Source organism: Achromobacter veterisilvae (assembly GCF_037619525.1).
GTDB lineage: Bacteria > Pseudomonadota > Gammaproteobacteria > Burkholderiales > Burkholderiaceae_B > Achromobacter > Achromobacter veterisilvae.
This window is the reverse complement of sequence record NZ_CP148753.1, coordinates 5,060,819-5,075,182: the sequence shown is the minus strand read 5'-3', so window position 1 is coordinate 5,075,182 and position 14,364 is coordinate 5,060,819. Positions and strand designations below refer to the sequence as shown.

Genomic DNA, 14,364 nt, shown 5'->3' with positions numbered 1-14,364 from the left:
GCAAGCCGATGTAACGGCGCAAGCGGGCACGCGGCGGGCTTCGCCGCACATCAGGCAAAATAGAAGCATCCTCTTCAAACCTCCTGAGAACCGCAGTCATGTCTCTCGATCTACTCCGCTGCGCCTGCGCCGTCGCGCTGGCCGTTCCCCTCTTTTCCGCCCAGGCCGAGGTCGTCATCGGCGTGGACGTGTCCACCACCGGCCCGGCCGCCGCGATCGGCATCCAGACCAACAACGCGATCCGCCTGTGGCCCGCCACGCTGGGCGGCGAACCGGCGCGCTACGTGGTGCTGGACGACGCCACGGACGTCAGCCGGGCGGTGAAGAACCTGCGCAAGCTGACCTCGGAAGACAAGGTCGACGCGATCGTGGGCCCCAATACCACGGCGGCGGCGCTGGCGGGCCTGGACGTGCTGGCCGAAACCGGCACGCCGATGATCGCGCTGGCGGCCTCCAGCGTCATCGTCGAGCCGCTGTCGGATCCGAAGCGCGCCTGGGCGTTCAAGATGCCGCAGAACGATTCGTTGATGGCCACCGTCCTGGTCGACGACATGAAGAAGAAGGGCCTGAAGAACGTGGCCTTCATCGGTTTCGCGGATTCCTATGGCGATAGCTGGTGGAAGGAGTTCAACGCCGCGGCCGGATCCGACCTGAAGATCGTGGCCCAGGAGCGCTTCCAGCGCACCGACGCTTCGGTGGTGGGGCAGGCGCTGAAGATCATCGCCGCCAAGCCGGACGCCGTGCTGATCGCCGGCGCGGGCACGCCTTCGGCCCTGCCGCAAAAGACGCTGCTGGAGCGCGGCTACACCGGCGCCATCTACCAGACCCACGGCATCGGCACGCTGGAGTTCCTGCAGGTCGGCGGCGCGGACGTGGAAGGCACCCTGTTCCCGACCGGCCCCGGCGTGGTGGCCCGCGAACTGCCGGACGACAACCCCGTCAAGAAGGTGGCGGTGGCGTTCGCCGACAAATACGAAGCCCAGTATGGCGCCCATACGCTGACGCAGTTCGCGGGCGACGCCTACGGGGCCTGGATGCTGCTGGATTCGGCCGTGGCCCGGGCGCTGAAGACGGGCGCCAAACCCGGCACGCCGGCGTTCCGCGCGGCGCTGCGCGACGCGCTGGAGAACACCCGCGACCTGATCGTGCCCAATGGGGTGCTGAACATCTCCAAGGACGACCACCAGGGCTTCGACGAGCGCGCCCGGGTCATGGGCGTGGTCAGGAACGGCCGGTTCTCGTACGCGCAATGACGGCAAAGGGGCGGGCGTCATGGGCGCCAACCCTTGGTAACGTGTCCTAACGCCCCATAGGGCGGGGCGATGGAAAAGCAGGCCGCGGCCTGCTTTTTTTCGATCATATTATTAGTGTAGAAATGATTTATTGTCGTATCATTTTTGGTGAAGCCATGTACCTAGAAATAAATTAGGGAGAAATCACCCATGAACCCATCCTCGACCTCGATCCGATCCCGGCGATTCCTGCTGGCCCTGAGCCTGGGCGTGCTGGCCGCGTGTTCCGATTCGGGATCCGACAAGCCCGCCCCGGCCGCGGCGAACGCGCCGGCGGGCGGCTCCACCCTGGAAGCCGCCAAGGCGGCCGGCAAGATACGCATCGGCTACGCCAACGAGGCTCCCTTCGCCTATATGGACAGCAAGGAAGCGAAGGTCACGGGCGAATCGGTCGAGATCGCCCGCGTGGTGCTCGAGCGCATGGGCATCGGCGAGGTGGAGGGCGTCCTGACCGAGTTCGGGTCGCTGATCCCGGGCTTGCAGGCCAAGCGTTTCGACATCATCGCGGCGGGCATGTACGTCACTCCCGAACGCTGCCAGCAAGTGGCGTTCTCCGACCCCACCTATGGCGTGGGCCAATCCTTCCTGGTCAAGCAGGGCAATCCCAAGAACCTGCACAGCTACGAAGACGTAGTGAAGAATCCCGACGCCAGGCTGGGCGTGGTGGTGGGCGCCATCGAGGCCGAGTATGCCTCCAAGTCCAACGTGCCGCCCGGCCAGGTGGTGGTGTTTCCGGACGCGGTCAGCGCTTTGTCCGGTGTGCAGGCCGGGCGCGCCGACGCCTACGCGGCCACCGCGCTCACGGTCAACGACCTGATGGGCAAGACCAGCGCGGGCAGCGACCTGGAGAAGGCCGAGCCGTTCAAGGATCCCGTCATCGACGGCAAGGACGTGCGCGGCTACGGCGCCTATGCGTTCCGCGCCGACGACAAGGCCTTCGCCGAAGCCTTCAACGCCGAACTCGCCAAGTTCGTCGGCACCGAAGAGCACCAGAAACTGGTGGCGCCTTTCGGCTTCACGCCGCAGGAGCTGCCCAAGGGAGTCACCGCGGCCCAGTTGTGCGCCGGCCAGTAAGGGGGCGCCGATGCAGTTGATATCCGAGCATTTCGCCGAACTGGCGCCGCCGCTGCTCGAAGGCCTGGGCGTCACGCTGCAGGTCATGGCGGGCGCGGTGGTGCTGGCCGTTCCGCTGGCGCTGGCGGCGGGCATCTGCCGCCTGTCGGCGCTGCGCCCCTTGCGCTGGATCGCGTCGGTCTATGTGGAGGTGTTCCGGGGCACGTCGGCGCTGGTGCAGCTTTTCTGGTTCTATTTCGTGCTGCCGCTGTTCGGCGTGCAGTTGCCGGCCATGCTGGTGGGCATCGTGGTGCTGGCGCTGAACGCGGGGGCCTACGGCGCCGAAGTGGTGCGCGGCGCGATCCGCGCGGTGCCGCCGGGCCAGCGCGAAGCGGGCGTCGCCCTGAACCTGACGCGCGGGCAGATCATGCGCCGCATCGTCGTGCCGCAGGCCGTGCCCGCCATGCTGCCGCCGGCCGGCAACCTGCTGATCGAACTGTTGAAGAACACCGCGCTGGTGTCGCTGGTCACCATCACCGACCTGACATTCCGGGGCCAGTTGCTGCGCAGCGAAACCCTGCGCACCACCGAGATCTTCACCTTGATGCTGCTGCTGTACTTCGCGGTGGCCTTGCTGATCACGGCCGGGGTGCGCCTGCTGGAGCGGAGGGTCCGGGTCCGATGACACCGATATTCGATTGGTCTTTCGCCCTGGAAATCCTGCCCACGCTGGGCTTCGCGCTGATCGTCACCATCCAGGCCACGCTGCTGGGCATGCTGGTGGCCGTCACGCTGGGCCTGGTGCTGGCGATGCTGCGGCGTTCGCGGCTGCGCATCGTGTCGCTGCCCGTCGCCTTCGTGATCGAGTTCGTGCGCAGCACCCCCTTGCTGGTGCAGATGTATTTCCTGTTCTACGTCCTGCCGCTGAGCGGCGTGAGGATGTCGCCGCTGGCGACCGGCATCGTCGCGCTGGGCCTGCACTATGCGACCTACTGCGCGGAGGTCTACCGCGCCGGCATCGAGGCGGTGCCGCGCGGCCAATGGGAAGCCGCCACCGCCCTGAACCTGTCGCGCTGGCGCACTGCGGCCGACGTGGTGCTGCCGCAGGCCATCCCGCCCGTGGTGCCGGCGCTGGGCAATTACCTGGTCGCCATGTTCAAGGACACCCCGCTGCTGTCCGCGATCACCGTGGTGGAACTGCTGCAGCAAAGCAAGATGATCGGGTCCGCGACGTTCCGGTACACCGAGCCCCTGACCCTGGTGGGCCTGCTGTTCCTGGCCCTGAGCCTGGTGGCCGCATGGGGCGTGCGCGGCCTGGAGGCCCGCCTGCAACGATATGGAGGAAAGCGATGAGCGCCAGCGTAAGCATCAAGAACCTGCGCAAGCAGTACGGAGACCTGGAGGTGCTGCGCGGCATCGACCTGGAGATACCCGCCGGCCAGACGGTGGCCGTGATCGGGCCCTCGGGCTCGGGCAAGTCCACCTTGCTGCGGGTGCTGATGACGCTGGACCGGCCCAGCAGCGGCGACATCGAGATCGACGGCGTGCCGATGTGGACGGACGCCCGGGGCCGGCCCGCCGGCTCCAATTCGGAGCACCTGCGCAAGGTGCGCGGCAAGATCGGCATGGTGTTTCAGCACTTCAATCTGTTCCCGCACATGACGGCGCTGGGCAACGCCATGGAAGCGCCGCTGCGCGTGCTGGGCATGTCCCGCGCCGAGGCCCGCGAACGGGCCGTGGAGTATCTGGAGATGGTCGGCCTGGGCGACAAGCTGGACGTCTATCCCGCGCAGTTGTCCGGCGGGCAGAAACAGCGCGTGGGCATCGCGCGGGCGCTGGCCATGTGCCCCGGCATCATGCTGTTCGACGAGGTGACCTCGGCGCTGGATCCGGAACTGGTGGGTGGGATCCTGCAGATCCTGCGCGACCTGTCGGCCCGCCGCAGCATGACGATGATCATCGTGACCCACCAGATGAAGTTCGCCGAGCGCAGCTCGGACCGCACCCTGTTCTTCGACCAAGGCAACATCGTCGAGGACGCGGAATCGTCCGTGCTGTTCAGCCAGCCCCGGGAGGCGCGCACGCGCCAGTTCCTGGACTCCGTGATCGAAGGCCAGTAGGCCCCCGGCCCCGGGCCGGGTTTGACCCTGCCGCCGCGCCGGGATTCGCGCTGCGCGCGGGGCGCGGGCGCTATGCTGTGGCATCCAATGCCACGGAGGCTTCCAGCATGACCCATCTATTCAGTCCCACCTCGATCGGCAACCTCGAACTGGCCAACCGCATCGTCATCGCGCCCATGTGCGAATACTCGGCGGAAGAAGGCCGGGCCACCGATTGGCACATGATCCACCTGGGGCATCTGGCGTTGTCGGGCGCCGCGCTGCTGTTCGTCGAGGCCACGGCCGTGGAGTCGGACGGCAGGATCTCGCCGGGCGACCTCGGCCTGTGGTCCGACGACACCGAAAGCGCGCTGGGCCGGGTCGTGGACGCCGTGCGCCGCTATTCGCCCATCAAGCTGGGCATCCAGCTTGGCCATGCGGGCCGCAAGGCGTCCAGCGCCGAGCCCTGGAACGGCGGCCAACTGGTGCCGGCCAGCGAAGGCGGCTGGCAGGGCTGGGCGCCTTCGGCCGTGCCGCACAACGCCTCCGAACCCCCGCCCCATGCGCTGGACGCGGCGGGCCTGGCGCGCGTGCGCGACGCCTTCGCCGACAGCGCCCGCCGCGCGGTCCGCCTGGGCTTCGACGCGATCGAACTGCACGCCGCGCACGGTTATCTGCTGCACCAGTTCCTGTCGCCGCTGGCGAACCGGCGCGACGATGCCTACGGCGGATCGCTGGAGAACCGCATGCGCTTCCCGCTGGAAGTGTTCCAGGCGCTGCGCGAGGCCGTTCCGTCGTCGGTGGCGCTGGGTGTGCGCGTGTCCGCCACCGACTGGGTCGACGGCGGCTGGGACCTGGCGCAGACGCTGGTCTTCGCGCAGGCCTTGAAGGACCGTGGCTGTGAATTCATAGACGTCTCCAGCGGCGGCGTATCGTCGCAGCAGAAGATTCCCATCGGGCCGAATTACCAGGTGCCCTTCGCCGATGAGATCAAGCGCAAGGTGGGCATGCCCACGATCGCCGTGGGCCTGATCACCGAGCCGCAACAGGCCGAGGACATCCTGGCCCGCGGCGAGGCCGACATGGTCGCGCTGGCCCGCGGCATGCTGTACGACCCCCGCTGGCCGTGGCACGCCGCGGCGCAACTGGGCGGGCAGGTCGCCGCGCCGCGCCAGTACTGGCGCTCGCAGCCGCGCGAGCACAAGGCGCTGTTCGGCGAAACGCGCTTCGGGCAGCGCTAGGCGCGGCCGGCTTAGGCGCGGCCGGCTCAGGCGCGGCCGGGCCGCGCGCCCTCGTAGGCGTCCTGCAATAGCGCCCGCAACGCCGCGCGTTCCAGCGGGCGGGGGTTGGGGTAGGGCGTCTGCAAGGCGATGTCGCAGGCCCGGTCCAGGTCTTCCTCCCGCATGCCGATCTCGCGCAGGGCGGTGGGCGCGCCCAGCGATTTGGCGAGGTCGAACACGCCTTGGGGGGCGTCTGCCGCGCCCAGCGCCGCGGCGATGCGCTCCATCGCCCGCGGCGCGGCGGGCGCGTTGTAGGCCAGGGCTTGCGGCAGCACCACGGTATGCACTTCGGCGTGCGGCAGGTTGAAGCTGCCGCCCAGCGTGTGGCAGAGCTTGTGGTGCAGGGCCATGCCGACGCTGCCCAGCACCGTGCCGCAGAGCCAGGCGCCGTAGAGCGCGTCGCCCCGCGCCGACCGCAGCGCGTCGCCGTCGGCGCCGCCCGCGATGACGGGCAGGGCGCGCGCCAGCGCCCGGATGCCTTCCTGGGCCATCAGATCCATGACCGGATTGCCGTCGCGCGCGTACAGCCCCTCGGCGGCGTGGGCGATGGCGTTGATGCCGCTGGTCACGCTCATGGCCGCCGGCAGGGCCAGGCTCAGTTCCGGGTCGTAGACCACGCTGCGCGGCAGCACCCGGTCGTCCTTGCCCGTCTTCTTGAGGCCCGCCTCGGTGATGCCGTAGATCGGCGTCATCTCGGAACCCGCGTAGGTGGTGGGCACCGCGATGATGGGCAGGCCGGAATCGAGTGCGATGGCCTTGCCCAGGCCGATGGTGGAGCCGCCGCCCACGGCCACGGCGCAGTCCGCGCCGAGTTCGCTGGCGGCCTGCCGGGCCTGGCGGGCGGTCTCGATGGGCACGTGCATCACGGCCTGGTCGAAAATGCCGGCCACCCGGGGGGCGCCCAGCAGCGCGGCGGCCTGTTCCGCCTGGGCGCGCTGCTGCGGCGTGCACAGCACCAGCGCGCGCTTCAGGCCCAGCGCGTCCAGCTCGGCCGCCAGGCCGCGCAGGCTGCCGGGGCCGAAGACCACGCGCTGCGCGCGGCTGGCGTAGACGAAGGGAGGCACGGCGTTCGGATAGGGCAGGCCGGTCATTGCGTCACGATTCCCCGGGTCTTGATGAGCTGGCCCCAGCGTTCGGATTCGGCGCGCACCAGCGCGTCCATGTCCGCGCGTCCGCCGGCGACCACTTCGAAGCCGGCCGCCGTGATGCGGCCCTCCACGGCCGGATCGCGCAGCGTGGCGATCGTGGCCGTCTCCAGCTTGTCCAGGACAGCGGGGGGCGTCTGGGCCGGCGCCACCATGCCTACCCAGGAATAGATCTCGAAGCCCGGGTAGGTTTCGGCGATGGCGGGCACGTCGGGCAGGGCCGCCACGCGCTTGGGCGCGGTGACCGCCAGCGCGCGCAGCTTGCCGCTCTGGATGTGGGGCAGCACCAGCGGCAGGCTGGCGATGATGGAATCCACGTGGCCGCCCATCAGGTCGGACAGGGCCGGGCCGCCGCCGCGGTACGGCGTATGGATGCCGCTGGTGCCCGCCTGCTGGTGGAACAGTTCGGCCGCCAGGTGATTGGAACTGCCGGCGCCCACCGAGGCGAACGATACATCGCCTTTCTTCGCGGCCGCGACGTAGTCGGCCAGCGTCTGGTAGGGGCCGCTGCCCGTCACCGCCAGCACCATGGGCGAACGCACCATGTAGGAGACGCCGGTGAGGTCGCGCTCGGTGACGTAGGACAGCTTGGGATGGATGAGCTGTTCGGTGGCGTAGGAATCGAACACCATCTCCACCGTGTAGCCGTCGGCCGGCGCCTTGGCCACCAGCGCCGTGCCGATGGTGCCGCCGGCGCCGCCGCGGTTGTCGATGACCACCGGCTGGCCCAGCTTCTCCTGCAGCGATTGCTGCACCTGGCGGGCCACGTTGTCCACTGTGCCTCCCGCGGCGAACGGCACCACCACGGTGACGGGTTTGCTGGGATAGGACTGCGCCGCGGCCGGGCCGGCGGTCCAGGCGGAGGCCGCCAGGGCGGCGCCCGCCAGCAGGGCGAGGGGCTTGCGGCGAATGTCGGTGAATCGGGGCATGAAGTCTCCTGGGCGTGTTGTCGTCGTTATCGCGGCTGCCAGGACTGGGCGATCTTTGTGAAAATTGCCAAGGTGCAGCCATGCACGCTATCGTAAGTGCCAACGCCCGCAGGAAAGCAGGCGCCGAACGCCAAACCCTTTTGCGTAGTACGCACAAATGAAAGCCGTCAAATTTGCCGAAAACCTGTCCATCTTCGTGGACGTCGCCCGCGCGCAGAGCTTTTCCGAGGTGGCCCGCCGCCGCGGAATGGTGGCCTCGTCCGTGGCGCGGCAGATCGGGGCCCTGGAATCCGAACTGCAGGTGCCGCTGTTCGTGCGTTCGACCCGCGCCCTGGTGCCCACCGAGGCCGGAGAGGTGCTGTACGAACGGGCCGTGAAGATCCTGCACGACATGACGGAGGCGCGCTCGGAGGTCATTTCGCTGGAGCAGACCGTGCAGGGCCTGCTGCGCGTGAGCTGCCTGCCCGCCTTCGCGCGCCGCTACGTGGTGCCCATCCTGCAACAGTTGGGCGAACGCCACCCGCAACTGCGGGTGGAACTGGAACTGACCGAGCGAGTGGTGGACCCGGTGGTCGAGCGCATGGACGTCGTGGTGCGCGTGGGGCAGCAGCCCGACAGCAGCCTGATCGGCCAGCGCATCGGCAGCCACCGTTACCTGATCTGCGCCGCGCCGTCGTATCTGGAGCGCCACGGCGTGCCGCGGACGCTGGCGGACCTGTCGCGCCACCGCCTGATCGACCGGCGCCACAGCACCAGCGTGCGGGGCTGGCGCGAACTGGGCGACGGCCAGTGGGCGCAGGACGCCAGGTTCGTGCTGGAGTGCGATGACTGCGATGCGCGGCGCCAGGCGGCGCTGGAAGGGCTGGGCATCGCGCTCATGCCCAATTGGTCGGCGGGGCCGGACATCGGCGCCGGCCGCCTGGTGCAGCTTGCGCTGCAGGATGCCAGCCCGCCGCCCGACAGCGGCATCTACCTGCTGCGGGCCATGCCGCGCGCCAACGCCCGGATACGCGCCTTCACCGAGCAGTTGCGGCGGCAGGTGGGTTCGCCGTCGGTCTGGGACGTGGCCATCGATTCGGCGTGCCCGCCGGCTGCCGCGCCCGCCGCGCGCGGGGCCTAGAGGCGGGAGTAGGCCTGTTCCAGTTCGCGATGCAGCGCGTCGGCGAAGTCCGCGCTGGCGGGATCCTGCTGCGACATCAGCCGGGCCAGCACGACGTTGTCTTCCTCGCCGTTCCAGATTTTGACGTAGGTGCCTTCCTTGTAGCCGTGCCGCTGGCGGAAGATGTTCAGCACGTTCTTGGACACGTACTGGGTATAGGCGTCGTTCCAGCTCATTTCGCACGCCGCCATGGTTTGTTCCAGCACCTTGAAGCTGGCGCGTCCGCATACCGCCAGGCCGCCGATCAATTCCAGCAGTTCGGGCACGTTCAGCGCGTCCAGCGCGTAGGCCTTGCCGTCCAGCGAGACGGAAGCGGGGCCCGCCAGGTCGGCGACCAGCGCGTCGGCCGCGCCGCCGATGGCGCCGCCGGCCTCGACGATCGTGTGCGACAGGTAGAAATGCAGGATGTCCACCAGTTCCATCTGGACCTGGGGCAGGTCGATGGTCTGCTTCTTCCACCACTTCCAGCCGTAGTGCTCCAGCGCCTCGGCGGATTCGACGAAGGCGGCGCGCAGGAAGCGGGCCCCGCCGTTCACCCAGTCCGGATTGATCATGGTGTTCAAGTGGTCCTGCAACTTGAGCATCGTGGCCGCCTGGGCCTGGTTCAATCCGACAACGTTATTCACTTTCACTCCGGGGTTCGTGGGGCCTTTGCGGCTGCGGCGGAAATGTTAGCACCATTGCCTTTGCGCGCCGCCCGCCCGCGGCGTCAGGCGCCGCCGTCCTTGCGGTAGGACGAGGGCTTGAGCGGCGGCAGTTTTTCCAGCGGCGTCTTGCGCGGATTGCGCGCGCTGCCGGCCGCCTTGAACAGCATGACCGCGAAGAACACCAGGAAGATGGCGGGCATCAGTTCGTCCAGGTCGAACCGCGGGCTGCGCAGGACTTCGAAGACGATGCGCGCCGCGGCCCAGCCGGCCAGCACGCCGGCGACCGTCAGGATGATGCCGATCTTGCGCTGCCGCGCGCGCCGCGCCAGCGGCACCGCGGCGGGGTCCTCGTGGCCGGCGGCGGGAGGAGGCGCGGCGGCGCCGGATCGCGAGGGCAGGGGCGGCGGCGCGGATTTGCCCCAGGGGGCGGTGGACAGCGGTTCGGGCGGCGCGGACGGCGCGGGGACGGGCTCGGGCACGCGCCGGGCGGCCTCGCGCTTGGGCGGGACCCTGCCGGGCGTCGCGCCGCCGGCGCGCGTCAGGTTTTCGATATAGCGCGCGAAATCGCCGTCCTTCGGCTCGGCATCCATGGCCATTTCCTTCTCCGGTTCAGTTGCCGCGGCGTTGCCGCGCCGGCACGCGGCGCTTGCGCAGCATGGCTAGCAGCAAACCGCATCCTAGCAGCACCGAGAGCCCCGCGCCGATCATCATGGCGATCTGCTGCGCGTTGTCCGCCGCGCCCAGGCTGCGCGCGGTGAGGTATCCCGGCGCCAGCATCAGGGGCAGCCACAGGACGGCCGACGTGACGTTGGCCAACTGGAAGCGGGCGTGCGCCATGCCCATGACCCCGGCGACGGTGGGAATGGTGGAACGGATGGGGCCCAGGAAGCGGCCGATCAGCACGGAAGCGAAACCGTAGCGGTGGAAGAACAGCCGGGCGCGCGCCACGCCGGTGCGCTGCTGCTTCAGCGGCCAGCGGCGCAGCACGCCCGGCCCGGCCCAGCGGCCCAGCCAATAGGACAGGGCGTCGCCGACGATCGCGCCGGCGATGCCCCAGGCGACGACGCCCCACGGGCTCAGCGTGCCGGCGCCGATCAGGCCGCCGGTCAGCAGCATCAGGGCGGTGGCCGGGATGAACAGGCCCAGCAGCACCATGGATTCGCCCAGGGTCAGCAGGAAGGTGATCGGCCCCGCCCACGCCTGGTTGGTCTCGATGAACAAGGCTATCTTGTCGACGTATAGGTCCATAAGCGGAAACTTGAAAATTAGCTGAATGCAATCAGGTATCTTAACGCCTGCATGGACGGCCGCGCGGGGCGTAGTCCGTCCGGTTGAAGCTTATCGTCGGGGAATTATGGATTCGGTTACGCAAGCGGTGCTGGGCGCGGGGATACAGGGCGCCCTGATGGGGCGCTTCCAGGGACGGCGGGCGCTGATCTACGGCGCGGCGCTGGCCACGGTGCCGGACCTGGACGTGCTGATGAGCTATCCGGATCCGGTGTCGCTCATGACCTACCACCGGGGGTTCTCGCATTCGGTCTTCGTCCTGACCGGCCTGGCCGCCTTGCTGGCGTGGCTGATCCGCAAATACTGGCCGCAGGCGTCCTACGGCGGGCGCCGGCTGTTCCTGACCCTGTGGCTGGTGCTGGTGACCCATCCGGTGCTGGACGCCTTCACCGTCTACGGGACGCAGCTCTTCTGGCCGCTGGCGCGCATTCCGGAAAGCTGGTCGGCCATCTTCATCATCGACCCGGTCTATACCGTGCCGCTGCTGGCGGGAATGCTGTTCGCCACCGCTTTCGGGATGACCCACACCGCGCGCCGCCTGCTGGCCGCGGCGCTGGTCTTCAGCACGGCCTACCTGGGCTTCGGCCTGGCCGGGCGCGTGGCCGCCGAGCACCGGGTGCGCGACGCGATGCAGGCGCAGGGCATCGCGGTCACCGAACTGCGGGCCGTCTCCATGCCCTTCAATACGCTGGTCTGGCGCGTCATCGCCAAGACGGCGGACGGCGACTATTACGAATCGGTCAGCAGCCCGTTCGACAGGGCCCCCCCGGAATGGCTGCGCCAGCCGCTGCACCTGGACCTGGGCCGGGCGCTGGCCGGCGTGCCGCTGCACGAACGGCTGCGCTGGTTCACGGACGACTGGCTGCGCTACGACGCCATCGGCGACGCCCTGGTGGTGACGGACCTGCGGATGGGGCTGGCGGGGCACTACACCTTCCGCTTCAAGATGGCCGAGCGCGCCGCCGACGGAACCTGGACCCCGGTGACGCCGTCGAGCTGGCCGAGCGAGCGCGGCGGATGGCCCGAACTGAAGCGGGTCCTGGCCCGCATCCTGCACGAACAGCCGCCGCTGCCGCTGGCGCAGTGGTCGGAATTGTCCTTGCGATAGCCCGGGATGCGGGTGTGAGATGCAGGTGTCTAGATGCAGGTGTCTGACACCCTAGGGCAAGGGGCTTCAAGCTTGAAGCAGCGCGTCACGGGTGTCAGACACCCCCGCGGCACCCACCTCCTTCCCCCGTGTCAGACACCCGGCCACACCTCTTCCCCCCGTGCCGCCGTCTCGTAGGGGTGTCAGACACTTGCCCTCCGCATATGCAGGTGTCTGACACCCCTACGGCAAGGCGCTTCAAGCTTGAAGCAGCGCACCACGGGTGTCAGACACCCCCCGCGGCACCCACCTCCTTCCCCCGTGTCAGACACCCGGCCACACCTCTTCCCCCCGTGCCGCCGTCTCGTACGGGTGTCAGACACTTACCCCATGCAGGTGTCTGACACCCCTACGGCAAGGCGCTCCAAGCTTGAAGCACTGCATCACGGGTGTCAGACACCCCTCGCGACACCCACCTCCTTCCCCCCGTGTCAGACACCCGGCCACACCTCTTCCCCCCGTGCTGCCGTCTCGTACGGGTGTCAGACACTTACCCCATGCAGGTGTCTGACACCCCTACGGCAAGGCGCTTCAAGCTTGAAGCACCGCATCACGGGTGTCAGACACTCCCCCTCCAACACCCCCAAAAAACCCCAGAATTTACAAATATTTATTAAATGTCGAACTACTACTAACGTGATTTAGTTGCGTTCCTAAATACCTGAGAGAAGTTGATCCCTACAGTGTCCATACCGCTGGAATACGCACAGGGCGCGCATGCCGTGGGCGTATTCCAGGGCTGCGGCACTCGGCAGTCCGGACCTTCCGCCAGCGTGCCGCGGACTTGCGGTCAGGCCTGCATCGGCAAGCCGGGCCCGATCAACTCCAACTCAGGAATCGCAATATGAAACGCAGTCTCCTCGCATCCCTCATTTCCTCCGGTGCGTTGTTTGCCGCCTTGGCGCCCGCCGTTTCCCATGCCCAGGCGTTCGACGGCCAGATCCGCTTCACGGGCAAGGTCTCGGCCATAACGTGCAAGGTCAACGGCCAGGATGCCGGCCTCGGCAACATCAAGGATGTGCCGCTCGGCACGCACGCCCCGGCCCTCTTCCTTCCCTTGGCCCAGGGCGCCAGGCTCCCCGCCAGCGAACAGCCCTTCAGCATCGTGCTGAGCGACTGCTCCGGAGGCGGCACGGCCGCCATTTCGTTCGACCAGGTCGCCACGCAGATCAACACGCTCTCCGGCAACCTGAGGATCAACACCACGCTGCCGGCGACCGGCCTCGAAATCGGCATCTGGAACGCCGGCAACGGCAAGACCAGCAAGGTCACCCTGGGCCAGGCCCAGGCTCCGGCCGAAGTGCAGACGGTCACATGGGATCCCGCCGCGGCGACTCCCACCACTGGCGGCAGTCTGGACTTCATGGCCGCCTACATCAAGACGGTGCCGGCGGCCACGGCCGTCACTTCCGGCAGCGCGGGTTCCGATATCGGCTTCATCGTGGCTTACCAGTAATCAACAGGAGCCGATGGCATGACGCCCATGGTGCGTACCGTTATTCGTTTGCTGGCCATGGGCGTCGTGGCATGGGCCGCCGGCGCCGGCGTGGCGCGGGCGGCCCTGGTCCTGGAAGGCACGCGCATCGTGTTTCCGGGCGATGCCAAGGATGTCTCCATCCGGGTCCGCAACACCGGCGCCGAACCGCTGCTGGTGCAGTCCTGGCTGGACGACGGCAGGCCGAACGCCTCGCCCGACACGCTGGTCGTGCCGTTCCTGGTGTCGCCGGCGGTGACCCGGATCGAGCCGGCATCCAGCGGGGTGCTGCGGCTGTTCTACACCCGCCACCCCCTGCCGTCCGACCGGGAGTCCGTCTTTTATTTCAATGCGCTGGAAACGCCGCCCAGCAGCGGCAAGGAAAACGTCGTCGGCCTGAAATTCCGCACCAGGATCAAGCTGTTCTTCCGCCCTTCGGGCCTGCCTGGCCGCGTGGAGGATGCGCCGCCCAGCCTGCGGTGGTCGCCCGTCGCCGGCGGCGGATCGGTCGAGGTGCACAACCCGACACCTTATTACGTGTCGCTGCTGTCGGTGGACGTGGCGGCCAAGGGCGGCCGCCGCGCCAGTGTGGGCAGCGGCATGGTGCCGCCTTACGGCAGGGAACGCTTCAACCTTCCCGCGGGGACGCAGGCGGCCACGGACCAGGCCGCGGTGCATTTCACTGTCATCAACGATTTCGGCGGCACGCAGGCCTTCGACAGCCAACTGATGGCGCCGTGACGGCCCGCGGGCCGGGCCTTTTATTCATTCTTTTCATCCGGAATTCGAAACGATGTGTTTATCGACGCGGGCAGGCGCGCGTCCTGGGCACCCGTGCGCGCAAAGGCGGCG

At 68.5% G+C, this 14,364-nt stretch carries 15 protein-coding genes; 10 read left to right on the top strand and 5 right to left on the bottom strand.

Annotation, left to right across the window (positions count from 1 at the left end; genetic code table 11):
• The first annotated feature begins 98 nt into the window (after positions 1-98).
• The 6 genes from WHX56_RS23485 to WHX56_RS23460 all read left to right on the top strand — a co-directional run bounded on the left by WHX56_RS23485 (position 99) and on the right by WHX56_RS23460 (position 5,685).
• On the top strand, positions 99-1,253 hold the full coding sequence (locus tag WHX56_RS23485; protein ID WP_129239424.1) for an ABC transporter substrate-binding protein: 1,155 nt from the start codon (positions 99-101) through the stop codon (positions 1,251-1,253).
• Positions 1,254-1,442: 189 nt separating this feature from the next.
• A complete protein-coding gene (gene ehuB / locus WHX56_RS23480; protein ID WP_287754104.1) occupies positions 1,443-2,366 on the top strand; it encodes an ectoine/hydroxyectoine ABC transporter substrate-binding protein EhuB in 924 nt (307 codons plus the stop codon).
• Positions 2,367-2,376: 10 nt separating this feature from the next.
• Complete coding sequence (ehuC, locus tag WHX56_RS23475) at positions 2,377-3,030, top strand: ectoine/hydroxyectoine ABC transporter permease subunit EhuC (RefSeq protein WP_287754105.1); 654 nt, start codon at positions 2,377-2,379, stop codon at positions 3,028-3,030.
• Complete coding sequence (gene ehuD / locus WHX56_RS23470; RefSeq protein WP_338879152.1) at positions 3,027-3,698, top strand: ectoine/hydroxyectoine ABC transporter permease subunit EhuD; 672 nt, start codon at positions 3,027-3,029, stop codon at positions 3,696-3,698. Before ehuC ends, ehuD begins: the two co-directional genes overlap by 4 nt.
• Complete coding sequence (gene ehuA / locus WHX56_RS23465; protein ID WP_129239428.1) at positions 3,695-4,465, top strand: ectoine/hydroxyectoine ABC transporter ATP-binding protein EhuA; 771 nt, start codon at positions 3,695-3,697, stop codon at positions 4,463-4,465. The genes ehuD and ehuA overlap by 4 nt, the downstream gene beginning before the upstream one ends.
• 107 nt (positions 4,466-4,572) lie before the next feature.
• Positions 4,573-5,685, top strand: a complete 1,113-nt coding sequence (locus WHX56_RS23460) for an NADH:flavin oxidoreductase/NADH oxidase (protein WP_338879151.1) — start codon at positions 4,573-4,575, stop codon at positions 5,683-5,685.
• Between the two features lie 26 nt (positions 5,686-5,711).
• Here WHX56_RS23460 and WHX56_RS23455 read toward each other — a convergent pair whose 3' ends face one another.
• Both WHX56_RS23455 and WHX56_RS23450 read right to left on the bottom strand, forming a co-directional pair.
• Entirely contained in the window at positions 5,712-6,815 is a 1,104-nt protein-coding gene (locus WHX56_RS23455; RefSeq protein ID WP_338879150.1) for a maleylacetate reductase, read from the bottom strand.
• On the bottom strand, positions 6,812-7,798 hold the full coding sequence (locus WHX56_RS23450) for a tripartite tricarboxylate transporter substrate binding protein (protein WP_129239430.1): 987 nt from the start codon (positions 7,796-7,798) through the stop codon (positions 6,812-6,814). The genes WHX56_RS23455 and WHX56_RS23450 overlap by 4 nt, the downstream gene beginning before the upstream one ends.
• A gap of 157 nt (positions 7,799-7,955) precedes the next feature.
• Here WHX56_RS23450 and WHX56_RS23445 point away from each other — a divergent pair, with 157 nt between their 5' ends.
• Positions 7,956-8,918 carry a LysR family transcriptional regulator gene (locus tag WHX56_RS23445; RefSeq protein WP_129239431.1) on the top strand — a complete coding sequence of 321 codons (963 nt, stop codon included), beginning with the start codon at positions 7,956-7,958 and terminating at the stop codon, positions 8,916-8,918.
• Here WHX56_RS23445 and WHX56_RS23440 read toward each other — a convergent pair.
• The 3 genes from WHX56_RS23440 to WHX56_RS23430 all read right to left on the bottom strand — a co-directional run bounded on the left by WHX56_RS23440 (position 8,915) and on the right by WHX56_RS23430 (position 10,852).
• The gene (locus WHX56_RS23440; protein ID WP_338881827.1) at positions 8,915-9,565 is read right to left on the bottom strand and encodes a dUTPase; all 651 of its coding nucleotides are present in this window, start codon (positions 9,563-9,565) and stop codon (positions 8,915-8,917) included. The genes WHX56_RS23445 and WHX56_RS23440 overlap by 4 nt on opposite strands.
• 101 nt (positions 9,566-9,666) lie before the next feature.
• Positions 9,667-10,194 carry a hypothetical protein gene (locus WHX56_RS23435; protein ID WP_422393617.1) on the bottom strand — a complete coding sequence of 176 codons (528 nt, stop codon included), beginning with the start codon at positions 10,192-10,194 and terminating at the stop codon, positions 9,667-9,669.
• Between the two features lie 19 nt (positions 10,195-10,213).
• Positions 10,214-10,852 (bottom strand): DedA family protein, encoded by a 639-nt coding sequence (locus WHX56_RS23430; protein ID WP_129239433.1) that lies wholly within the window; start codon positions 10,850-10,852, stop codon positions 10,214-10,216.
• A 106-nt stretch (positions 10,853-10,958) separates the two neighbouring features.
• On the opposite strand from WHX56_RS23430, the gene WHX56_RS23425 reads away from it, so the two are divergent.
• The 3 genes from WHX56_RS23425 (at position 10,959) to WHX56_RS23415 (ending at position 14,253) form a co-directional block, all read left to right on the top strand.
• The gene (locus WHX56_RS23425) at positions 10,959-11,999 is read left to right on the top strand and encodes a metal-dependent hydrolase (protein ID WP_338879149.1); all 1,041 of its coding nucleotides are present in this window, start codon (positions 10,959-10,961) and stop codon (positions 11,997-11,999) included.
• Between the two features lie 883 nt (positions 12,000-12,882).
• Positions 12,883-13,494: a fimbrial protein gene (locus WHX56_RS23420; RefSeq protein ID WP_338879148.1), complete on the top strand. Its 612-nt coding sequence runs from the start codon at positions 12,883-12,885 to the stop codon at positions 13,492-13,494.
• An 18-nt stretch (positions 13,495-13,512) separates the two neighbouring features.
• Positions 13,513-14,253: a fimbria/pilus periplasmic chaperone gene (locus WHX56_RS23415; protein WP_129239436.1), complete on the top strand. Its 741-nt coding sequence runs from the start codon at positions 13,513-13,515 to the stop codon at positions 14,251-14,253.
• Positions 14,254-14,364: the final 111 nt, after the last annotated feature.